Annotated in this window: 11 protein-coding genes and 1 tRNA gene; 6 read left to right on the forward strand and 6 right to left on the reverse strand. The window is 56.1% G+C overall.

Going from position 1 to position 16,374, the window contains the following annotated elements:
• Positions 1-52 precede the first annotated feature (52 nt).
• From glgA to PKC29_08135, 4 genes are all read left to right on the forward strand, one after another.
• Entirely contained in the window at positions 53-1,528 is a 1,476-nt protein-coding gene (gene glgA, locus PKC29_08120) for a glycogen synthase GlgA (GenBank protein ID HML95376.1), read from the forward strand.
• A gap of 205 nt (positions 1,529-1,733) precedes the next feature.
• Entirely contained in the window at positions 1,734-2,987 is a 1,254-nt protein-coding gene (locus PKC29_08125; protein HML95377.1) for a glycosyltransferase, read from the forward strand.
• Positions 2,988-3,121: 134 nt separating this feature from the next.
• On the forward strand, positions 3,122-5,353 hold the full coding sequence (locus PKC29_08130) for an amino acid permease (GenBank protein ID HML95378.1): 2,232 nt from the start codon (positions 3,122-3,124) through the stop codon (positions 5,351-5,353).
• Positions 5,354-5,797: 444 nt separating this feature from the next.
• Positions 5,798-7,714 (forward strand): glycosyltransferase, encoded by a 1,917-nt coding sequence (locus PKC29_08135; GenBank protein HML95379.1) that lies wholly within the window; start codon positions 5,798-5,800, stop codon positions 7,712-7,714.
• A gap of 63 nt (positions 7,715-7,777) precedes the next feature.
• Here the strand turns inward: PKC29_08135 and PKC29_08140 are convergent, their stop codons facing one another.
• The 6 genes from PKC29_08140 to PKC29_08165 all read right to left on the reverse strand — a co-directional run bounded on the left by PKC29_08140 (position 7,778) and on the right by PKC29_08165 (position 13,715).
• Positions 7,778-8,968 carry an SGNH/GDSL hydrolase family protein gene (locus PKC29_08140; protein HML95380.1) on the reverse strand — a complete coding sequence of 397 codons (1,191 nt, stop codon included), beginning with the start codon at positions 8,966-8,968 and terminating at the stop codon, positions 7,778-7,780.
• Between the two features lie 118 nt (positions 8,969-9,086).
• Complete coding sequence (locus tag PKC29_08145; GenBank protein HML95381.1) at positions 9,087-9,497, reverse strand: cobalamin B12-binding domain-containing protein; 411 nt, start codon at positions 9,495-9,497, stop codon at positions 9,087-9,089.
• A 30-nt stretch (positions 9,498-9,527) separates the two neighbouring features.
• Positions 9,528-11,195, reverse strand: coding sequence for a methylmalonyl-CoA mutase family protein (locus tag PKC29_08150; protein ID HML95382.1), 1,668 nt, complete (start codon positions 11,193-11,195; stop codon positions 9,528-9,530).
• A 385-nt stretch (positions 11,196-11,580) separates the two neighbouring features.
• Entirely contained in the window at positions 11,581-12,630 is a 1,050-nt protein-coding gene (locus tag PKC29_08155) for an acetoacetate decarboxylase family protein (protein HML95383.1), read from the reverse strand.
• Positions 12,631-12,913: 283 nt separating this feature from the next.
• Positions 12,914-13,477, reverse strand: coding sequence for a TetR/AcrR family transcriptional regulator (locus PKC29_08160; protein HML95384.1), 564 nt, complete (start codon positions 13,475-13,477; stop codon positions 12,914-12,916).
• Between the two features lie 162 nt (positions 13,478-13,639).
• Positions 13,640-13,715 (reverse strand) — tRNA-Ala (locus PKC29_08165).
• Between the two features lie 98 nt (positions 13,716-13,813).
• Here PKC29_08165 and PKC29_08170 point away from each other — a divergent pair.
• The gene (locus PKC29_08170) at positions 13,814-15,115 is read left to right on the forward strand and encodes a homoserine dehydrogenase (GenBank protein HML95385.1); all 1,302 of its coding nucleotides are present in this window, start codon (positions 13,814-13,816) and stop codon (positions 15,113-15,115) included.
• A 132-nt stretch (positions 15,116-15,247) separates the two neighbouring features.
• On the forward strand, positions 15,248-16,303 hold the full coding sequence (locus PKC29_08175) for an ATP-binding protein (protein ID HML95386.1): 1,056 nt from the start codon (positions 15,248-15,250) through the stop codon (positions 16,301-16,303).
• Positions 16,304-16,374: the final 71 nt, after the last annotated feature.

The following is a 16,374-nucleotide window of genomic DNA, read 5'->3' on the forward strand; positions in this document are numbered from 1 at the left end:
TGCGGGTTACCGTTGCTGCCTCAGCTTCGGGCAGCGCGGAAGGTGAAAGCGGTTGATTAAAGTTCTATTCATTGCCTCCGAAATTGAGCCCCTGGCGAAAACGGGGGGCCTCGCGGACGTCATAGGGGTACTGCCCAAAAAGTTAAACGAAATAGGGTGCGAAGTCAGGGTCATACTGCCTTATTACAAGGAAGTCCGGAAGAACCTCAAGCGCCTTAAGCTCAAGGTCAAGGACCTTAACCGCGACGTCATCGTCACGATAGACTGGCTCCCGTACAAGGGCCGCATAAAGGAAACGACCGTCGAGGGGGTAAAGGTATACCTCCTCGCGAACGACAATTTTTACGACCGCGACCATCTCTACACCACCCCCCACGGCGACTACAGGGACAACGACCTCAGGTTCGGATTCTTCTCCATAGGCGCACTCGAAATCGCCAAGGCCCTCGATTTCAGGCCCGACATCATCCACTGCAACGACTGGCAGTCCGGGCTCGTGCCCATCGCCCTCAAATGGAAGAAGCACTACAACAACGACCTCTTTTTCAAAAACTCGAAAACGGTATTCACGATTCACAACATCTCCTACCAGGGCCTCTTCGGAAAAGACCTCCTCGACAAGTTCGGCCTCTCGCACTCGCTCTTCAACCCCGAGCAGCTCGAATTCTACGGCAGGGTGAATCTCCTTAAGGGCGGCATACTGACTTCGGACCTCGTAACGACCGTAAGCCCCACATACGCCCACGAGATACAAACGAAGGAATACGGCTACGGTCTCGACGGCGTCCTCAGGGCCGTCGCGCGCTCAGGGAGGCTCGCCGGGATACTCAACGGTATAGACAACGAGGACTGGAACCCCGAAACCGACAGGGCGCTCTACGCCCGCTACGACTCGCGCGACCTCGCGGGCAAGTACGAGAACAAGGCCCGGCTCAAGAATCTTCTCGGTTTTAACACCAACGGCCACGTCCCGCTCATAGGCGTCATATCGCGCCTCGCCCACCAGAAGGGCATCGATCTCATCGTAAGGGCGCTCCACAGGATACTCGACCTCGGGGCCGAGCTCGTGATACTGGGGACGGGCGACAAGGGATACGAGAGGCTTCTGAAGCAGGTCTCGGACGATTACGTGGACAATTTCAGGGCCGTAATAGGCTACAACGAAGCCAAGGCCAGGCGCATATACGCCGGGAGCGACATGTTCCTCATGCCCTCCCGGTTCGAGCCCTGCGGCCTCGGCCAGCTGATCGCCCTCCGGTACGGCGCCATACCGGTCGTAAGGGCGACGGGCGGGCTCCTCGACACGATCATCGACTACGACGAAAACAGGGATAACGCAAACGGATTTATCTTCGATCACTTCAGCGAGCAGAGCATGCTGAACACGATCGAAAGGGCCATAACCGCGTATCACAACCCGCCCGAATGGAAGCGCCTCGTCAGGAACGCCATGGGGCAGGATTTTTCGTGGAAGCGTTCGAGCCGGGAATACCTGGCTTATTACAAGGACCTTTTCACCGGGGGTTAGGGCTTATTAAAATCGCCCTCGTCACGGCTGGACGCACGGACATATCATGTATAATAGCGCTGATAAATAATCCCTCTTTCTAAATAAATTCGACATAAAAGAGACGCCCGGCTCGGGTCCCGTTCGTGGGAAGGCCGGATTTTATACTGGAAACGGAATGCTATATTATTTATTGTTACTAAAATTATGAGGGGCTGATCAAGAGATGAGAAAATACGAGTCCGCGATCAGGAAAAACGTTCTTTGGTGGGTTGACGAGGTAAAGAGCGTGGACATACTGGTCGGAATTCCGTGTTACAACTGCGAAGACTCCATAGGGTTTGTCGTGGAGCAGGTGGCCAGGGGGCTGGCGGAGCACTTCCCGGACCATACCTCGGCCATATTCATAAGCGACGGCGGGTCGCTCGACGACACGAGGGAAAACGCCTACCAGGCGAAAATCCCGGAGCACGTTCTCCGAAGGGTAACCATCTACAGGGGCCTACCGGGGAAGGGAACTTCTTTCAGGGCGGTGTTCGAGCTCGCCATAATGCTCAAGGTAAAGGCGATAGCCGTCTTCGACGCCGACCTCAGGAGCATAACCCCCGAATGGGTCAAGTTCATCGTCGAGCCCATACTCGACGGCTCCGCGGGCTTCGTAGCCCCCTACTACAGGAGACACAAGTTCGACGGGACCATAACGAACCAGATCGTCTACCCGATGACGCGCGCCCTTTACGGCGTGGACATAAGGCAGCCCATCGGCGGCGACTTCGGCTTCTGCCCCGAGCTCGCGGCCTTCTTCATGAAGGAAGATGTCTGGGATACCGACGTCGCCCGGTTCGGAATCGACATATGGATGACGACCTGCGCGATAAACGAGGGCTTCAAGGTAGTCCAGACGTACCTCGGCACGAAAATACACGGCGCGAAGGACCCGGCGTCCGACCTCGGCCCGATGTTCAGGCAGGTCGTGAGCACCGTCTTCTATCTCATGGGCAAGTACGAGCGCAACTGGGACAGGAACAACCCGTTCCAGGCGATTCAGATAAACAACAAGATAGACGAAGAGCCCAAGCTCGAAGCGGTCTCCGTCAGTATGAACGACCTTCTCGAAGAGTTCGTCGAGGGCTTCCGCCATTTCAGGCCCATGTACGACGAGATACTGAACGACAACAATATGGCCAGGCTCGACGAAATCTACGAGGCATGGACGTCCAACGAAGAGAAGGAATTCGACGCCGAGCTCTGGAGCAAGATACTCTACGATTTCGCCTACACGTACCAGCAGTGGCAGAGGAACAAGCGTCGCCTCGTCGACATCATAACGCCCCTTTACTTCGGGCGCGTGAAGAGCTACTGCCAGGAGGTCATGAACATGTCCAGCGACGAGGCCGAGGAGGTCGTTCAGCAGCAGGCCAAGATATTCGAGCAGAATAAATCCTACCTCCTGGAACGCTTCGACATCTGGGAAGACTAACGACCTCACCGGGGCCGGTTTTCAGGGGGATGCGGCGCCGCCTCGGGAACGCGTTTTGAAACGAGCGCATAAGACGTTATAATCGTCCGCGGCGGGGTGCGAATACTTCGGCTCGTTCGCACCCGGCTCTGCAAATGGGAGAAATAGTAACAACCGGAAGACGCAACCTCGGACTATTCGGAGCGATAGGCATAGGCGTGGGCTCGATAGTCGGGGGCAGCATCCTCGTCCTTACGGGCATCTCCTACACGGCCGCCGGGCCGGGCGCGATATTCGCCTTCATACTGAACGGACTCATAGCCATCATCACGGCTTTCAGCTTCGCCGAGCTTTCGGCGGCGTTCCCGGAATCGGGCGGCCCGTACGTATACGCAAAAAAACTCCTCTCGATTAAAGCGGCCTTCGCGATAGGCTGGCTCCTCTGGTTCGCGTCGATGGTGGCGTCCGTCCTCTACGCGCTCGGGGCGGGCTACTTCACGACCCTCCTCATAAAGGGGGTACTCGGCTACTTTCCGGGCATGAGCGCCGACTGGCTGACGACGGCGCGCGCTTCGCAGGTCATAGCCGGGGCGGCCATAGTCTACTACACCGTCAGCCTCATGCTAAAGCCCGCCAGCGGAGGCGCGTTCGCCAACATAGGGAAGATAATAGCCTTCTCGGTCCTGATACTGGGCGGCGTCTGGGCAATGACGGGCGAGAGCCCGGCGAGCATCCGGAAAGACTTTTCTCCATTGCTCCCGTTCGGATTCCTCGGCGTCGTCGAGGCCATGGGGTACACCTTCATAGCCTTTCACGGCTTCGAGCTCATAGCCGCCGTCGCCGGCGAGGTCAAGGACCCCGACAAGACGATACCGAGGGCGATGATAATATCGATTCTCATATCGCTCGCCATATACGTCCCGCTCGTATTCATCGTCACGATCGCCGGGACAGCGCCCGGGCAGTCCATAGTAGATCTCAGCATGCAGAATCCCGAGTCCGTCATAGCCGTCGCGGCCGAAAGGTACATGGGCAAGGCCGGCTACTGGGTCGTCGTCATAGCGGGCATACTCTCGATGCTCTCGGCGCTCTACGCGAATATACTCGCCCCCTCGCGCATAGCGGAGAGCATGGCCCGCGACAGGACGCTCCCCAGGCCGCTCGGCGAGGTCAGCAGCAAATGGGGAACGCCCGACAAGGCGCTTTTGGCGACCTCTGCAATAATAATCGCGACCCTGATACTCGTGCCGGACGTCAACGCCGCCGGAGCCGCCGCGAGCCTCATATTTCTCCTGGCCTTCGCCCTCACGCAGGGGATAGCCATACTCGCACGTAAAAGGAGAACCCCGAGGCCGGATGCGTTCCGGATACCTTTCTTTCCCTACCTCCCCCTCGCCGGCATCGTGATCTGCTCGGGCATAGTCATATTCGAGGGTATCAAAGTCCCCGAGGCCGGAATCATCGCCGCTATCTGGCTGGCAATAGGCGGCGTTCTCTATTACATACGCTTCGGCCGGAGCGCAAGGATTTTCGACGCCTCGTCCGAGGGCTACGACCCCGAGCTGGTCAGGCTCCGCGGAAGGAATCCGCTCTTCCTCGTCCCCATCGCGAATCCGACGAGCGCCAAGGCCACGATAGAGGTCGCGGCCGCGCTCGCCCCGCCCGAATACGGTAAGGTGCTTTTACTTTCCGTCGTTACCACCGGCGAAGAAACCCCGGTTTACGAAGAAGACCGCGTGCTCAGCGCACAGGCGGTGCTGAGGGAGGCGATATCGACCTCCCTCGAAATCGGCCTCAGCCCCGAGGCCCTCATCACGATAGCCGAAAGGCCGTGGCCCGAAATAGTGCGCGTCGCCCGGACGTACAGGTGCGAGAGCCTTCTCATCGGCCTCACGTCGCTCACCCAGAAATCCGCCGAAAGGAACCTCGAAAGGCTCGTAAACGCCGTCCCGAGCAACGTGGTCATGCTGAAAGCCCCACGGGGCTGGCACATACACACGGCCAAGCGCATACTCGTCCCTGTCGGGGGCAGGGGGGGCCACGGAGAGCTCCTGGCCCGTATACTGGGAAGCATCTCCCGCGCCGGCGGGACCGAGGTCACGTTCCTCCGCATACTCCCCGAAGACACCGACTGGAGAGCGGCCAAAAAGGCCCGGAACGAGCTTTTCCGCTATGCGGAAGACCACGCCGGGCACGTAAACTTCAAGGTAAGGATCGAAAAATCCGACGACATCGCCGGGCGCATAATAAAGCTGGCCGAGGAAAACGACCTCGTCATACTCGGCATCCACCAGTCGGGGAGCCGGAAACGCTCCCTCGGCGGTCCCCCCCTCCGTATCATACGCGAGAGCCCCCGCCCCGTTCTTATGATAAGCAGGGGGGGATGACAGGCTCAGCTCTCTAAAAATTATTTAATTTAAGGCAAATAGGCCGCCCATTCCCCTCTTTTCCGGCCCCGATTGTGTAATTGCGCACAGGATTTTAGTGTAATACTACACAGCTCCGCACCTATACACACACCGTTTTCCCATAACCGGCTGCAATCACTGGAAACATGCGATTATAAAGGGTTGGCACAGCACTTGCAATCTATATAACGCAAATGCAAATAAGAGCCGTTAGAAGCCAGGCTGCAGTTTTCGGATTCGAGACCGTATCGCTAACCCGGCTCTGGCTGTCCGCCCTCTTATGATCACCTCTTTTTTCATAATGTCGGGGTAAGGGTTCCCCGATTTCTCGATTAAAAACAACGAATACAATCCGGATCAAGGGATGATGCATTTAAGACCAATTCACGTACGACTGCGAAGTCACAGGAGGCTTGAACTCTGATGTTTAATTTTGGTGAGTTAATAACAGTAGGCTACATATACACAGCCGTCGCGTTCGTGGTTTCGACGCTGCTGATTACGTTTAAAAACCTTATAGGCAAGGATAGACACTACTTCAGCATTCTCGAGTATTTGAATGTGAACGTTGTGGCCGCCCTCATCGTATGGCTCATCGGCTATCCGGCCCCGGCGATACTGGCCGTCACGGCGGGCAGCATGGCTCTGATGGCCGTTGCGCACAGGGGGCTGAGGAATTTCACGATTGCGGGACGCCTTCTCCTGGTCACGTACTCCCTTCTCTCCCTGTTCGGGATAGTCTGGGGATTCTGGTTCATCGCGTCCATTGACGTGAGCACCATAACGCGCGTGCTCATGTACATCGGCTACCCGCTCCTCTTCGTCACGCTTTTCGGCGGAATCATAACCGCTTTCGAGCAGTGGGAAGTCCTCGGCAAGGTAAAGTGGGACAGGCCCAACAGCCCCCTCCCGCCGGGAGGCCTCGGGAGCTACCCGAGGGTTTGCCTCCAGGTGCCGGCCTATTCCGAGCCGCCGGACGTGGTAATAGCAACGCTCGACAGCATAGCGAGGCTCGATTATCCGAATTTCGAAGTCATGGTCATAGACAACAACACTAAAGACCCGAACCTCTGGAAGCCCGTCGAGGCGCACTGCAAAAAGCTCGGCGAGAGGTTCAGGTTCTTCCACGTAGACCCTATAAAAGGCGCGAAGGCCGGGGCGCTCAACTTCGCGCTCAAGCACACGTCCTCCGAGGTCGAGATCATAGGCGTCGTAGACAGCGACTACCAGGTCGAGCCCGATTTTCTCGACCGTCTCGTAGGCTACTTCGAAGACCCGAAAATGGGATTCGTCCAGACCCCTCACGACTACAGGGAATGGGGCCGGAGCCTCTACCAGAGGATGTGCTACTGGGAATATAAATATTTCTTCGAAACGGTCATGCCGAGCCTTAACGAGCGCGACGCCGGGCTAACCGTAGGCACTATGTGCCTCATAAGAAAGAAGGCCCTCGAAGACGCCGGCGGCTGGGCCGAATGGTGCCAGACAGAAGACTCCGAGCTTTCCATCCGCATACACGCGGCGGGGTACTCCTCGGTCTATACGAACGAAACCTTCGGGCGAGGGCTCATCCCCGAAACATTCCTCGGCTACAAAAAGCAGCGCTACAGGTGGACGTACGGCCCCGTACAGGAGCTCAAGCGTCATTTCAGGTTCTACCTGCCGAAGTTCCTTGCGAAGCCTTCGGCAATGACGACGCTCCAGAAGGTTCATCATCTGAACCACGGGCTCGGCTACCTCAACATCGGCCTCGGGGCGCTGTTCATACCGTTCGGACTTGCGGCCCTCGCTTCGATGACGATCCAGAACGAGGTCGTCGCGGTTCCCAAGGCCCTCTGGGTGTCGTCCCTGGCCGTGCTCGTGTGCGGGATCATCCTGAGATGGCTTACGTATCACGTCTACCTCAAATGCCCCTTCAGGGACACGATAGGCGCTTTCATAGCCAACAGCGCGCTCACGCACACGTACATCGTCGCCAGCATAACGTGTCTCTTCACCAAAGAGATACCGTGGCAGAGAACGAACAAGTTCAAGTCGCTCCCGCTCGGCCTCGGGGCCCTCAGCTCCGCGCAGACGGAGGCCCTCGTCGGCCTCTTCATAGTAATGGCCGGAAGCGCGGCGTTCCTGCTCATGCCCGGTCTCGGCTTTCACTTCATGCTCGCCAGCATCATCGTAATGAAGGGGAGCGAATACCTCGCGGCCCCGGCTCTCGCTATGCTCGCCGAGTACGAAGTCAGAAAGGCCCGCGCCGAAGAGACGGCAGTCGCCGCTCCGAAGCCCCTTCCCGCAAGGAGGCAGAGCCAGCAGTATCAGCCTATAAAGAGGAACATAACGAAGTAACGATAGAAGCTGGAAGCGATTCAAAAACGGGCGTCCTGCAAAAGCATGGCGCCCGTTTTTTATTTACCTTCCACCTTGCATCTCATCCAGACGCCGCTTTATGGATTCGGCTATCACGCGGTTGCCGTTTCCGTTGAAGTGCCCGCTGTAATTATTCGGATATATCTCCTCATGCAGGGCGGCTTCCCCGAGCGGCCCGAGGAGGTTTATATACGGAATGCCGTGCCCCTCGAAATACGACTCGGCCTCCTCGCTCACCCGCCGCTCGTTCCGTAGTAGACGGTCTATTTCGGCGGAATACCGAAGACCGGTGTTCCCTTCTATAAACCGGCCGTAGACGCTCTCCTTGGTCGGCAGTATCACGACCAGAAAGCGTACGCCGTTCTTTTCGGCGAGCAAATTCATCTCGTTAAAGAAATCAAGGGCGAGCCTGAGCCCCTCCCTCACGTCGGGCCTGTCCATGTCGAGGGCTTCGAGCCGCCTTACGGGCGTAAAGCCGGTATGGATGCCGTATTCCCGGACCTCGAGCATGGTGATCTTTTCCCCGCGATCGAGCATCATTTTCTGTCTCATCCCGTCGCCCAGGTAAGAAGCGGTTATAACCCGGTAGAGAACGCTGTTTTCCGCAAACCAGCCCGCAGCGCCATACACCCTCCGCTTCAGTTCGTACGCAAAGGGCTTCTTTACAGGCGGGGTTTCCTCGACCTGGGGCTTATCACCTGCTTTTGTCTCGTCGTTACCGCCGGGGCCGGGGCCGGGCCCGGCTCCGGGCTTACGAAGATGCCGCCAGCGCTCTACCGTATAGACGGCCGTGTACGTGTCGGCCAGATCGTTGCCCAGATAAAATCCCGCAACAACGACCCCGGGTTTCAATTCCAGCGCCCCGTTCCCGAAAAGATAAAAATACTCCGCCGGCCCGTAGCCGCCTATCCCCATGTTATACGCCACTTTGCCCGTGAGCGAGCCGAGTATGGACGGCCAGGAGTATTTCGCCGGCGCGCTCTCGCCGTAGGTCTGCGAATCGCCCAGGGCTACGATATCGGCCCTTTCCGGTACATGCCTGTTCCTGTAGCCCCGGGAATCGTGCCCGGCGGAATGCGGCTCTATTTTGTACCGGAGCACCGGGTCGTACGACAGACGTCTCCAGAGATAATCCACCGGGTCGATGAAAATCCTGGCTACCCCCTCGGCAACAAGAAGGGCGGCGATAAAAGCAAAAACAACGAGGCAAAACCTCTTGGCAAAATAACTCAACGCGGGTGCGCTCCCGGCCTGAAAAGTCTGTAAGGCGGCAGTTAATTATTTCATAATTACCCGCATCCTGCCAATACCGGCCCGGGGCGCGTGCTCCCGGCTGCGCCGGTGTATAAGGTCATAATTCCCTGACCGCTACGTTGTCCCTCACCCACCTGACGATTTCATCCGTCGAAGAGCCGGGCTCGAATATCGTTTTGACGCCTTTCTCCCTGAGACGCTCGATATCTTCTTTCGGCACTATGCCGCCCCCGAATAACGTTACGTCGTCGATCCCTTTCTCCTTAAAGAGCCTTATCAGCTCCGGGAACACATAGTTGTGCGCACCGGAAAGAATGCTTATCCCGACCGCATCGACATCCTCCTGGACGGCCGCTTCCGCAACCACCTGCGGAGAGTTATGGAGCCCGGTGTAGATCACCTCGTAGCCCGCGTCCCTCAAGGCCCTCGAAATTATCTTAACCCCCCTGTCGTGGCCGTCCAGCCCGACCTTCCCGATAAGAATTCTCACTGCTCTCTCGTTTTTCATGACGCGCCCTCGTATCTATTCATGCTCCGTCTAAAAATATCCGGGGTCGGTGTACACGCCGTAAGCTTCCCTGAATATGTCGCTGATCTCGCCGAGAGTCGCATATTCCCTTACGGCTTCGATAATGTAAGGCATCAAATTTTTCCCCTGCCTGGCAGCGATCAGGATGTCCCCGAGCCTCGCGCCGACTTCCCGGTTATTCCTGCTTCTTTTCAGCGACCCGAGCCTTTCGTTCTGCTCCGCTTCCACCTTTTCTTCGATCTTGAGGATCTGTATCGGGAGCTCCTCGTCCACCGAATACTTGTTAACCCCGACTATCGTCTTTATCCCCGTGTCCAGCTCTCTCTGATACTTGTAGGCGGCGTCCGCTATCTCTTTCTGCGGATAACCTTCACTTATGGCCCTGATCATCCCGCCCATTTTGTCGATCCTGTCTATATATACAAAAGCTTCCTTTTCCATTTTATCGGTGAGTGCCTCCATTAAATAACTCCCGCCGAACGGGTCTATGGAATTCACGACCCCGCTTTCCTCGGCGATGATCTGCTGCGTTCTGAGCGCGACGGTCACGGCCTCTTCGGTCGGGAGGGCCAGGGTCTCGTCCATCGAGTTCGTATGGAGCGACTGTGTGCCGCCGAGCACGGCGGCGAGGGCCTGAATCGTGACCCTGGCCACGTTGTTCAGGGGCTGCTGCGCTGTGAGGCTCGCGCCCGCGGTCTGGGCGTGCGTCTTCAGCATCATGGATTTGGGGCTCCTCGCCCCGAAGCGTTCTTTCATTATCTTCGCCCACATCCTTCTCGCAGCCCTGAACTTGGCTACCTCTTCCAGAAAGTCGTTATGGACGTTGAAGAAAAAGGAGAGGCGCGGCGCGAACGCGTCGATATCGAGGCCGCGCTTCAGCGCTTCCTCGACGTAACAGACGCCGTCGGCGAGCGTGAAGGCCAGCTCCTGGATCGCCGTGGAACCGGCTTCCCTGATGTGATAACCGGAGATCGAGACCGGGTGCCATAACGGCACCTCCCGGGCGCAGAATTCTATCACGTCCACATTTATTTTTACGGAAGGCACCGGGGGCGATATCCACTCCCTCTGGGCTATGAACTCCTTCAGCATATCGTTCTGAAGCGTTCCCCCCAGCCTGTCCCGGCTCACCCCCTTCTTCTCCGCCATAACGATATACATGGCGAAGATGATGGAGGCGGTGCAGTTCACGGTCATGGACGTGGTTACAGCGTCGAGGTCTATGCCGTCGAAGAGAACCTCCATGTCCTGAAGCGACGAAACCGAGACCCCTTCCCTTCCGACCTCCCCCCGCGCCCGCTCGTGGTCCGCATCGTAACCCATGAGCGTGGGCATGTCGAACGCCGTGCTGAGGCCGGTCTGGCCGTGCTGAAGCAGGTATTTAAACCTCCTGTTGGTGTCCTCCGGCGCCCCGAAGCCGGCGAACTGGCGCATCGTCCAGAGCTTGCCTCTGTACATGGAGCTATGTATGCCCCGTGTATACGGATAGGAGCCCGGGAAGCCGAGCTCCTTTTCATAATCGAACCCGTTCAGGTCAAGCGGCGTTGCCAGGGGCGGGACTTCCATTCCCGAGATGGTCGTATAGTCGGCCTCCCTTTTCCGTCCGCTCCGGTACTCGCTTTCCCAGTCCTCCCTGGCCTTCTTCAGTCTTTCCGTCTTCCTGTCTTCCAAATTCATGAATACCTCTCCATGTAAATGTTAAACTCGTCTGTCAATCGCATAATCGCGGCTCTAATCAACGTTCCGTCAGCTTATTTCAAAGCAATTTTGATTTAATTGCCGGACCGATACGAGAACCCGCCGGAATTATTTCCGGCCTGGTTACGCCCTCATCTTCTTTCGAAGACAACCCCGTATGCAGAAAATGCATCCCTGACTTAACTTTCCATGTCCGCGAAGCATTTCTTTCATTCCGCTTTCGCAACATCCGTAGCCCCGGCCCGCATTAAATTCCTATCCTGCAGCCCCCGTGGGGACGCTACAGGATAGGAACCAGAAGCAATCCGGCAATGGGCCTACGGCGGAAAATCCGTGATAAAGCTCAAAACATCCGCACATCCTGTTATAACACTCCCCCCTGACTGTACTGCGGGAGGAGGAAGCGGTGACGCATCGTATACTTGAAGGGAGTCGAATAAAGAATCTGACCCAAATCACTCTCCTCTCTTTCAACCTTCTTCGACCATATGGTCCTGGCCCCCGGGATTATCAGGTTGAAGGTAAAGCTGATGAGCCCCACAACCTCGGTAGCCGGTATCTGGCCGCCCATGTAATCGAAAGGCATCCCCTGCATAAACCAGGAACGAACATCGGCGCCGGTTGCGGTACGGATGCTTGCAGCGTCCATCATAAACCGGTGACCCGAGCCGAACCCCGGGGGGAGATCGGACGGAAGATAAGTGACTTCATGAATGCTGTTCGAGACATCCGGGGATGTAGTAATTCGGTAGTTCATACGGCCCCAGTCGGTTTTACCGTAAAATGCCGGCCTTGCCGAGAGGGGCTTATCGGAATAACGGCCATTGGCAGTGTGAAGAACATAACCGCGCCTTTCCATAAGCATATTAAAATAGTTACCATTGATTCCATGCTCGTACGCAGCGATATACGCACCCTTCTTTGGAAACCCGAACGGCTCTCTTCCCGCGGATATGCCCGAATCGTTCGAAAGGTACATGTACGGGTAGTATCCACCCAGGTATTTTGTACCATCTCCCCCTTCCAGGGAAGTGGCGAAAGTTACGCCCATCTCCATGTACGGCCCGATCATCGTATTCCTGTGTATCACGTACCAGAACTCTATTACGTCGTCTTCCACCTTGATCGGATCCGGCACGACGGCCTTCATGGCCTCGATGTCGGCCCGGATTACGAACGCCATCCAGCGGCTTTCCGTGTACGTAAGGGGAATGACGTCGTAGTCATACTGCGGGTCCGCGACACCCTGACTGATAATGTGAATTCGATCTCTGTCGAGCGGCAAGGGCGGCACCTCCCCATCGCTCAACCAAGGGTTACTGTATTCATTGGCTTGCAATCCCATGTTACTAACCCTCCTGTGTGCTATTCTCAACCGGCGCCCGGCGACTGAGCGCTTGTTCAGTATATGCATCTTAATATATTTCCTTTCCGCATGTCAAGCCTTTTTTCCGGCCACAACTTGAAGTGTTTACGGTAATACAATATTGACAGCCGGTTACACCATACAAGCAGCGCGCATGTATATCGGGCTATGGGAGAAGCTGTATTGATTCCATATCCCGCGGATACTGACTGAACGATCGTTCGATAATGTATATAGAGTCATAACCTATCCATTTTCCCGCATAATTTATGCGCAAAGCGAAAATTATTTAAGACCTGAGACTATAAACGGACGACGGACGGGATGTCAATTACGAGAGGCCCAGCTCCTTTATGACGAGGCAGCTTTTTAGCTCTATAAACCTTTCGAGGGTGTAGTTCTTTTGCACTATCCAGCGCCTGAAAGCCCACATTTGCCCGGTAACCATGATTTCGTTGGCCAGAAGATTGACGTCTTTCTTGCTGATGGAAAATGTTCCGTCCTCGATACCCTGGAGAATGATCTCCTCGAATATCGACGTCATTTCTTCCTCGGACTTGAATATGTACTTTCTCGCATTATACGACAGCGATTTTGTTTCCTGGTAGAGAAACAGCACGTAGTCCTGCATTTCGTCGATAATCGCGTAGTAAGACCTGATAGCGTTTTCGAGTCTCTCTCTGGAAGTGCCGTTGATTTTGAGCGAGGGCCTCACCCTCTTGCTGACACTCGAATGAATATAATCGATGACAAGGTAGAGAATATCTTCCTTGGTTCTAATATATTCATACAACGTTCCTATGCTCATTCCGAACTTTTGTGCGATTTCCCGCACAGTAGTTCTGTGAAATCCCTTTCGAACGAAGAGCTCTACCGCAGCTTTCACTATCTCCATTCTCCGGACTTCTATAAGTTGCTTGTCTTTTACCCTTGACTCAATATGCTTTACCGCTCTTTCCATATCGATAGTGTCTGTCCGGCTCCTCTATAACAACAAATTCTAACCGAATCGTGAAGAATAATAAAATGCAGAAGTCCAGCAGCATGGATAAGTTACTGGTGGAGCCGAAGGGATTCGAACCCTCGACCTCATGAATGCCATTCATGCGCTCTCCCAACTGAGCTACGGCCCCGAGAAAGGTAATAATTTAAGCGTCCGTTCGTTTAAAGTCAAATATTATAATGTATAATTTTTGCCCTGAAACCCGGGATAAAACAAGGAGGCTGTTTCATGAGCGTGGTAAATGTCGGCCTGATAGGCGCAGGTACAGTGGGCTGCGGTGTTATAAAGATCCTCGAACAGAATAAAGAGATAATAGAAAAGAGGACTGGCATAACTCCCGACCTCAGGAAAATAGCCGACATCGACCCCGACAGGAAAAGGCCGGTCAGGATACCCAGGGGCAAAATAACCCGCGACGCCGGGGAGCTTATAAACGATCCCTCTATCGACATAATCATCGAGCTCATAGGCGGAACGACAATCGCCAAAGACCTCGTCCTCGCCGCACTCCGGAATAAAAAGCACGTAGTCACGGCCAACAAGGCCCTCCTCGCCCACCACGGCAAGGAGATATTCGCCGCGGCCGCCGAAAACGGCGTCGAGGTAGGCTTCGAGGCCAGCGTCGGCGGCGGCATCCCGATAATAAAGTCCACCCTCGAAAGCTTCGCCGCGAACAACATACTCTCCATACACGGCATAATAAACGGCACTTCGAACTACATACTTTCGAGGATGACCGACGAGGGCTCCGAATTCGAAGCCGTCCTCGCGGAAGCGCAGAAAGAGGGCTACGCCGAGGCCGACCCGTCCTTCGACGTAGACGGCATAGACGCCGCGCACAAGCTCTCGATACTCATAATGCTCGCCTTCGGAAGGTTCATCGACTTCGGCAAAATACACGTCGAGGGCATAAGGAACATCACCCCGGTCGATATATCCTTCGCCGACGAGCTCGGATACAAGATAAAGCTCCTGGCCATAGCCAAGGCGAGCGGCGAGGGGCTCGAGGCCGGCGTATACCCGGCGCTCGTGAAGAAAGGCACACAGCTCGCCGACGTATCCGGGGCATTTAACGCCATCTACATCGTCGGCGACGCGCTCGGCCCCGCAATGCTCTACGGCAAGGGCGCGGGCATGATGCCGACGGCCAGCGCCGTAGTGAGCGACGTCCTCCAGATCGGAAAGCACCTCTCCCTCGGCAACGAGCACCTGTCCCCGCCCAGGTTCTACGCCGAAAAGAGCTCGCTCCCGCTCATAAAAATGAGCGACACGGTGAACAAGTACTACATCAGGTTCCAGGCCGAGGACAGGCCCGGGGTCCTGGGGAAGATTACCGGCGGGCTCGGCTCGAACGGCATAAGCATCGAATCGGTCATACAAAAGGGAAGACACCACGGCGGCGGCGACGTTCCCGTCGTCATAATGACGCACGAAGCCAGGGAAAAGGACCTCCTCAAGGCGCTAAGGCAGATAGGACGGCTGTCGAGCATAAGGCCGGGGACGATGTTCCTCCGCATCGAAGACCTCTAGCCGCTCCTCATCGCGCAAAGCCCCTGGCAAGACGCCGTGGCAAAGGCCGGCAGCCCGCCGGGCCGGCCGGGCAGGTCGGCCGAAAACGAATTCGGGACGGAATACGGGCGCCGGCGAGGGGATAGCGCATACATGAGAAAGAAGACCAGCCACAAAGAGATATTCGACACGCTGCCCGAGTCGATAGTCATAGTGGATAAAAGCTTCACAGTCCTCGAAATGAACGACTACGCCGAAGGCACGTTCCGCATATCGAGGGAAAAGGCGTACGGCAAACACTCCAGCACCTTCATGCCGAAGGAGCTGGAAGAAGTGGCCCTCATGGCGATGGAGGAATCCCGCACGATATTCGGCGACGAGATAAACCCGGCCCTCCGGGGCGGTGAAAGAATCGCTATCCAGCCGGTGGCCACGCCCCTCTTCGCCCTCAGCGGCGAGTTAAAGGGCGTCATACTCCAGATAAAGGACCTTTCGGGAAGCAAATTCCTCAGCAGCAAGAACACGCAGGAAATATCCGCCTTCAAGTTCGAGCACCTCATCCTCGGCCTCGCCCACGAGCTCAAGAATCCGCTGAGCGGCATAAGGGGGGCGGCGCAGCTCATAGCCGAGGACAGCGACAACAGGGAAACCATGAAATGCGCCGAGCTCATCATAAGGGAAGCCGACAGGCTGAAGGAGCTCCTCGACACCCTGAAACAGCTCGAGCCCTTCGCCAAGGACATATTCGTCCCGGTGGACATACACGAGCTCCTCATGGAAATCATATACCTCGAATCCATGCCGAAATCGCGCGAAGGCGTCGAGATACGCCAGAACTACGACGTCACCCTCCCGCCGATACAGGGCGACAGGAACTCCCTGAAGCAGGTCTTCCTCAACCTCATTAAAAACGCATACGAGGCCGTGGGGGAAAGGGGCCGCATAGACATTTCCACCAAGTGGATGACCGAGCATCTGAAGGGCCAGAAAACGATGTCCGTCGAAATCAGGGACAGCGGCGCGGGCATCGAAAAGCACATCGCCGAAAAGATATTCAGCCCGTTCTACACGACGAAGAAAGAAGGCTCGGGCCTCGGCCTTTTTCTCGCCTACCAGATTATCGCCAAGCACGGCGGCGCAATAATAGTGGACAGCCAGCCGGGCGAAGGCGCGGCGTTCAAGGTCTTTCTTCCGATTTCCGGAAACTGATGCAAATTCCGGCGGATTGCGGTTATGATTAAGTATGCGACGGCTCGCCGGTTGCCATGATCGGAACTCGG

The sequence above is a fragment of the Thermodesulfobacteriota bacterium genome, assembly GCA_035325995.1.
Taxonomy (GTDB): domain Bacteria; phylum Desulfobacterota_D; class UBA1144; order Nemesobacterales; family UBA2774; genus JADLGH01.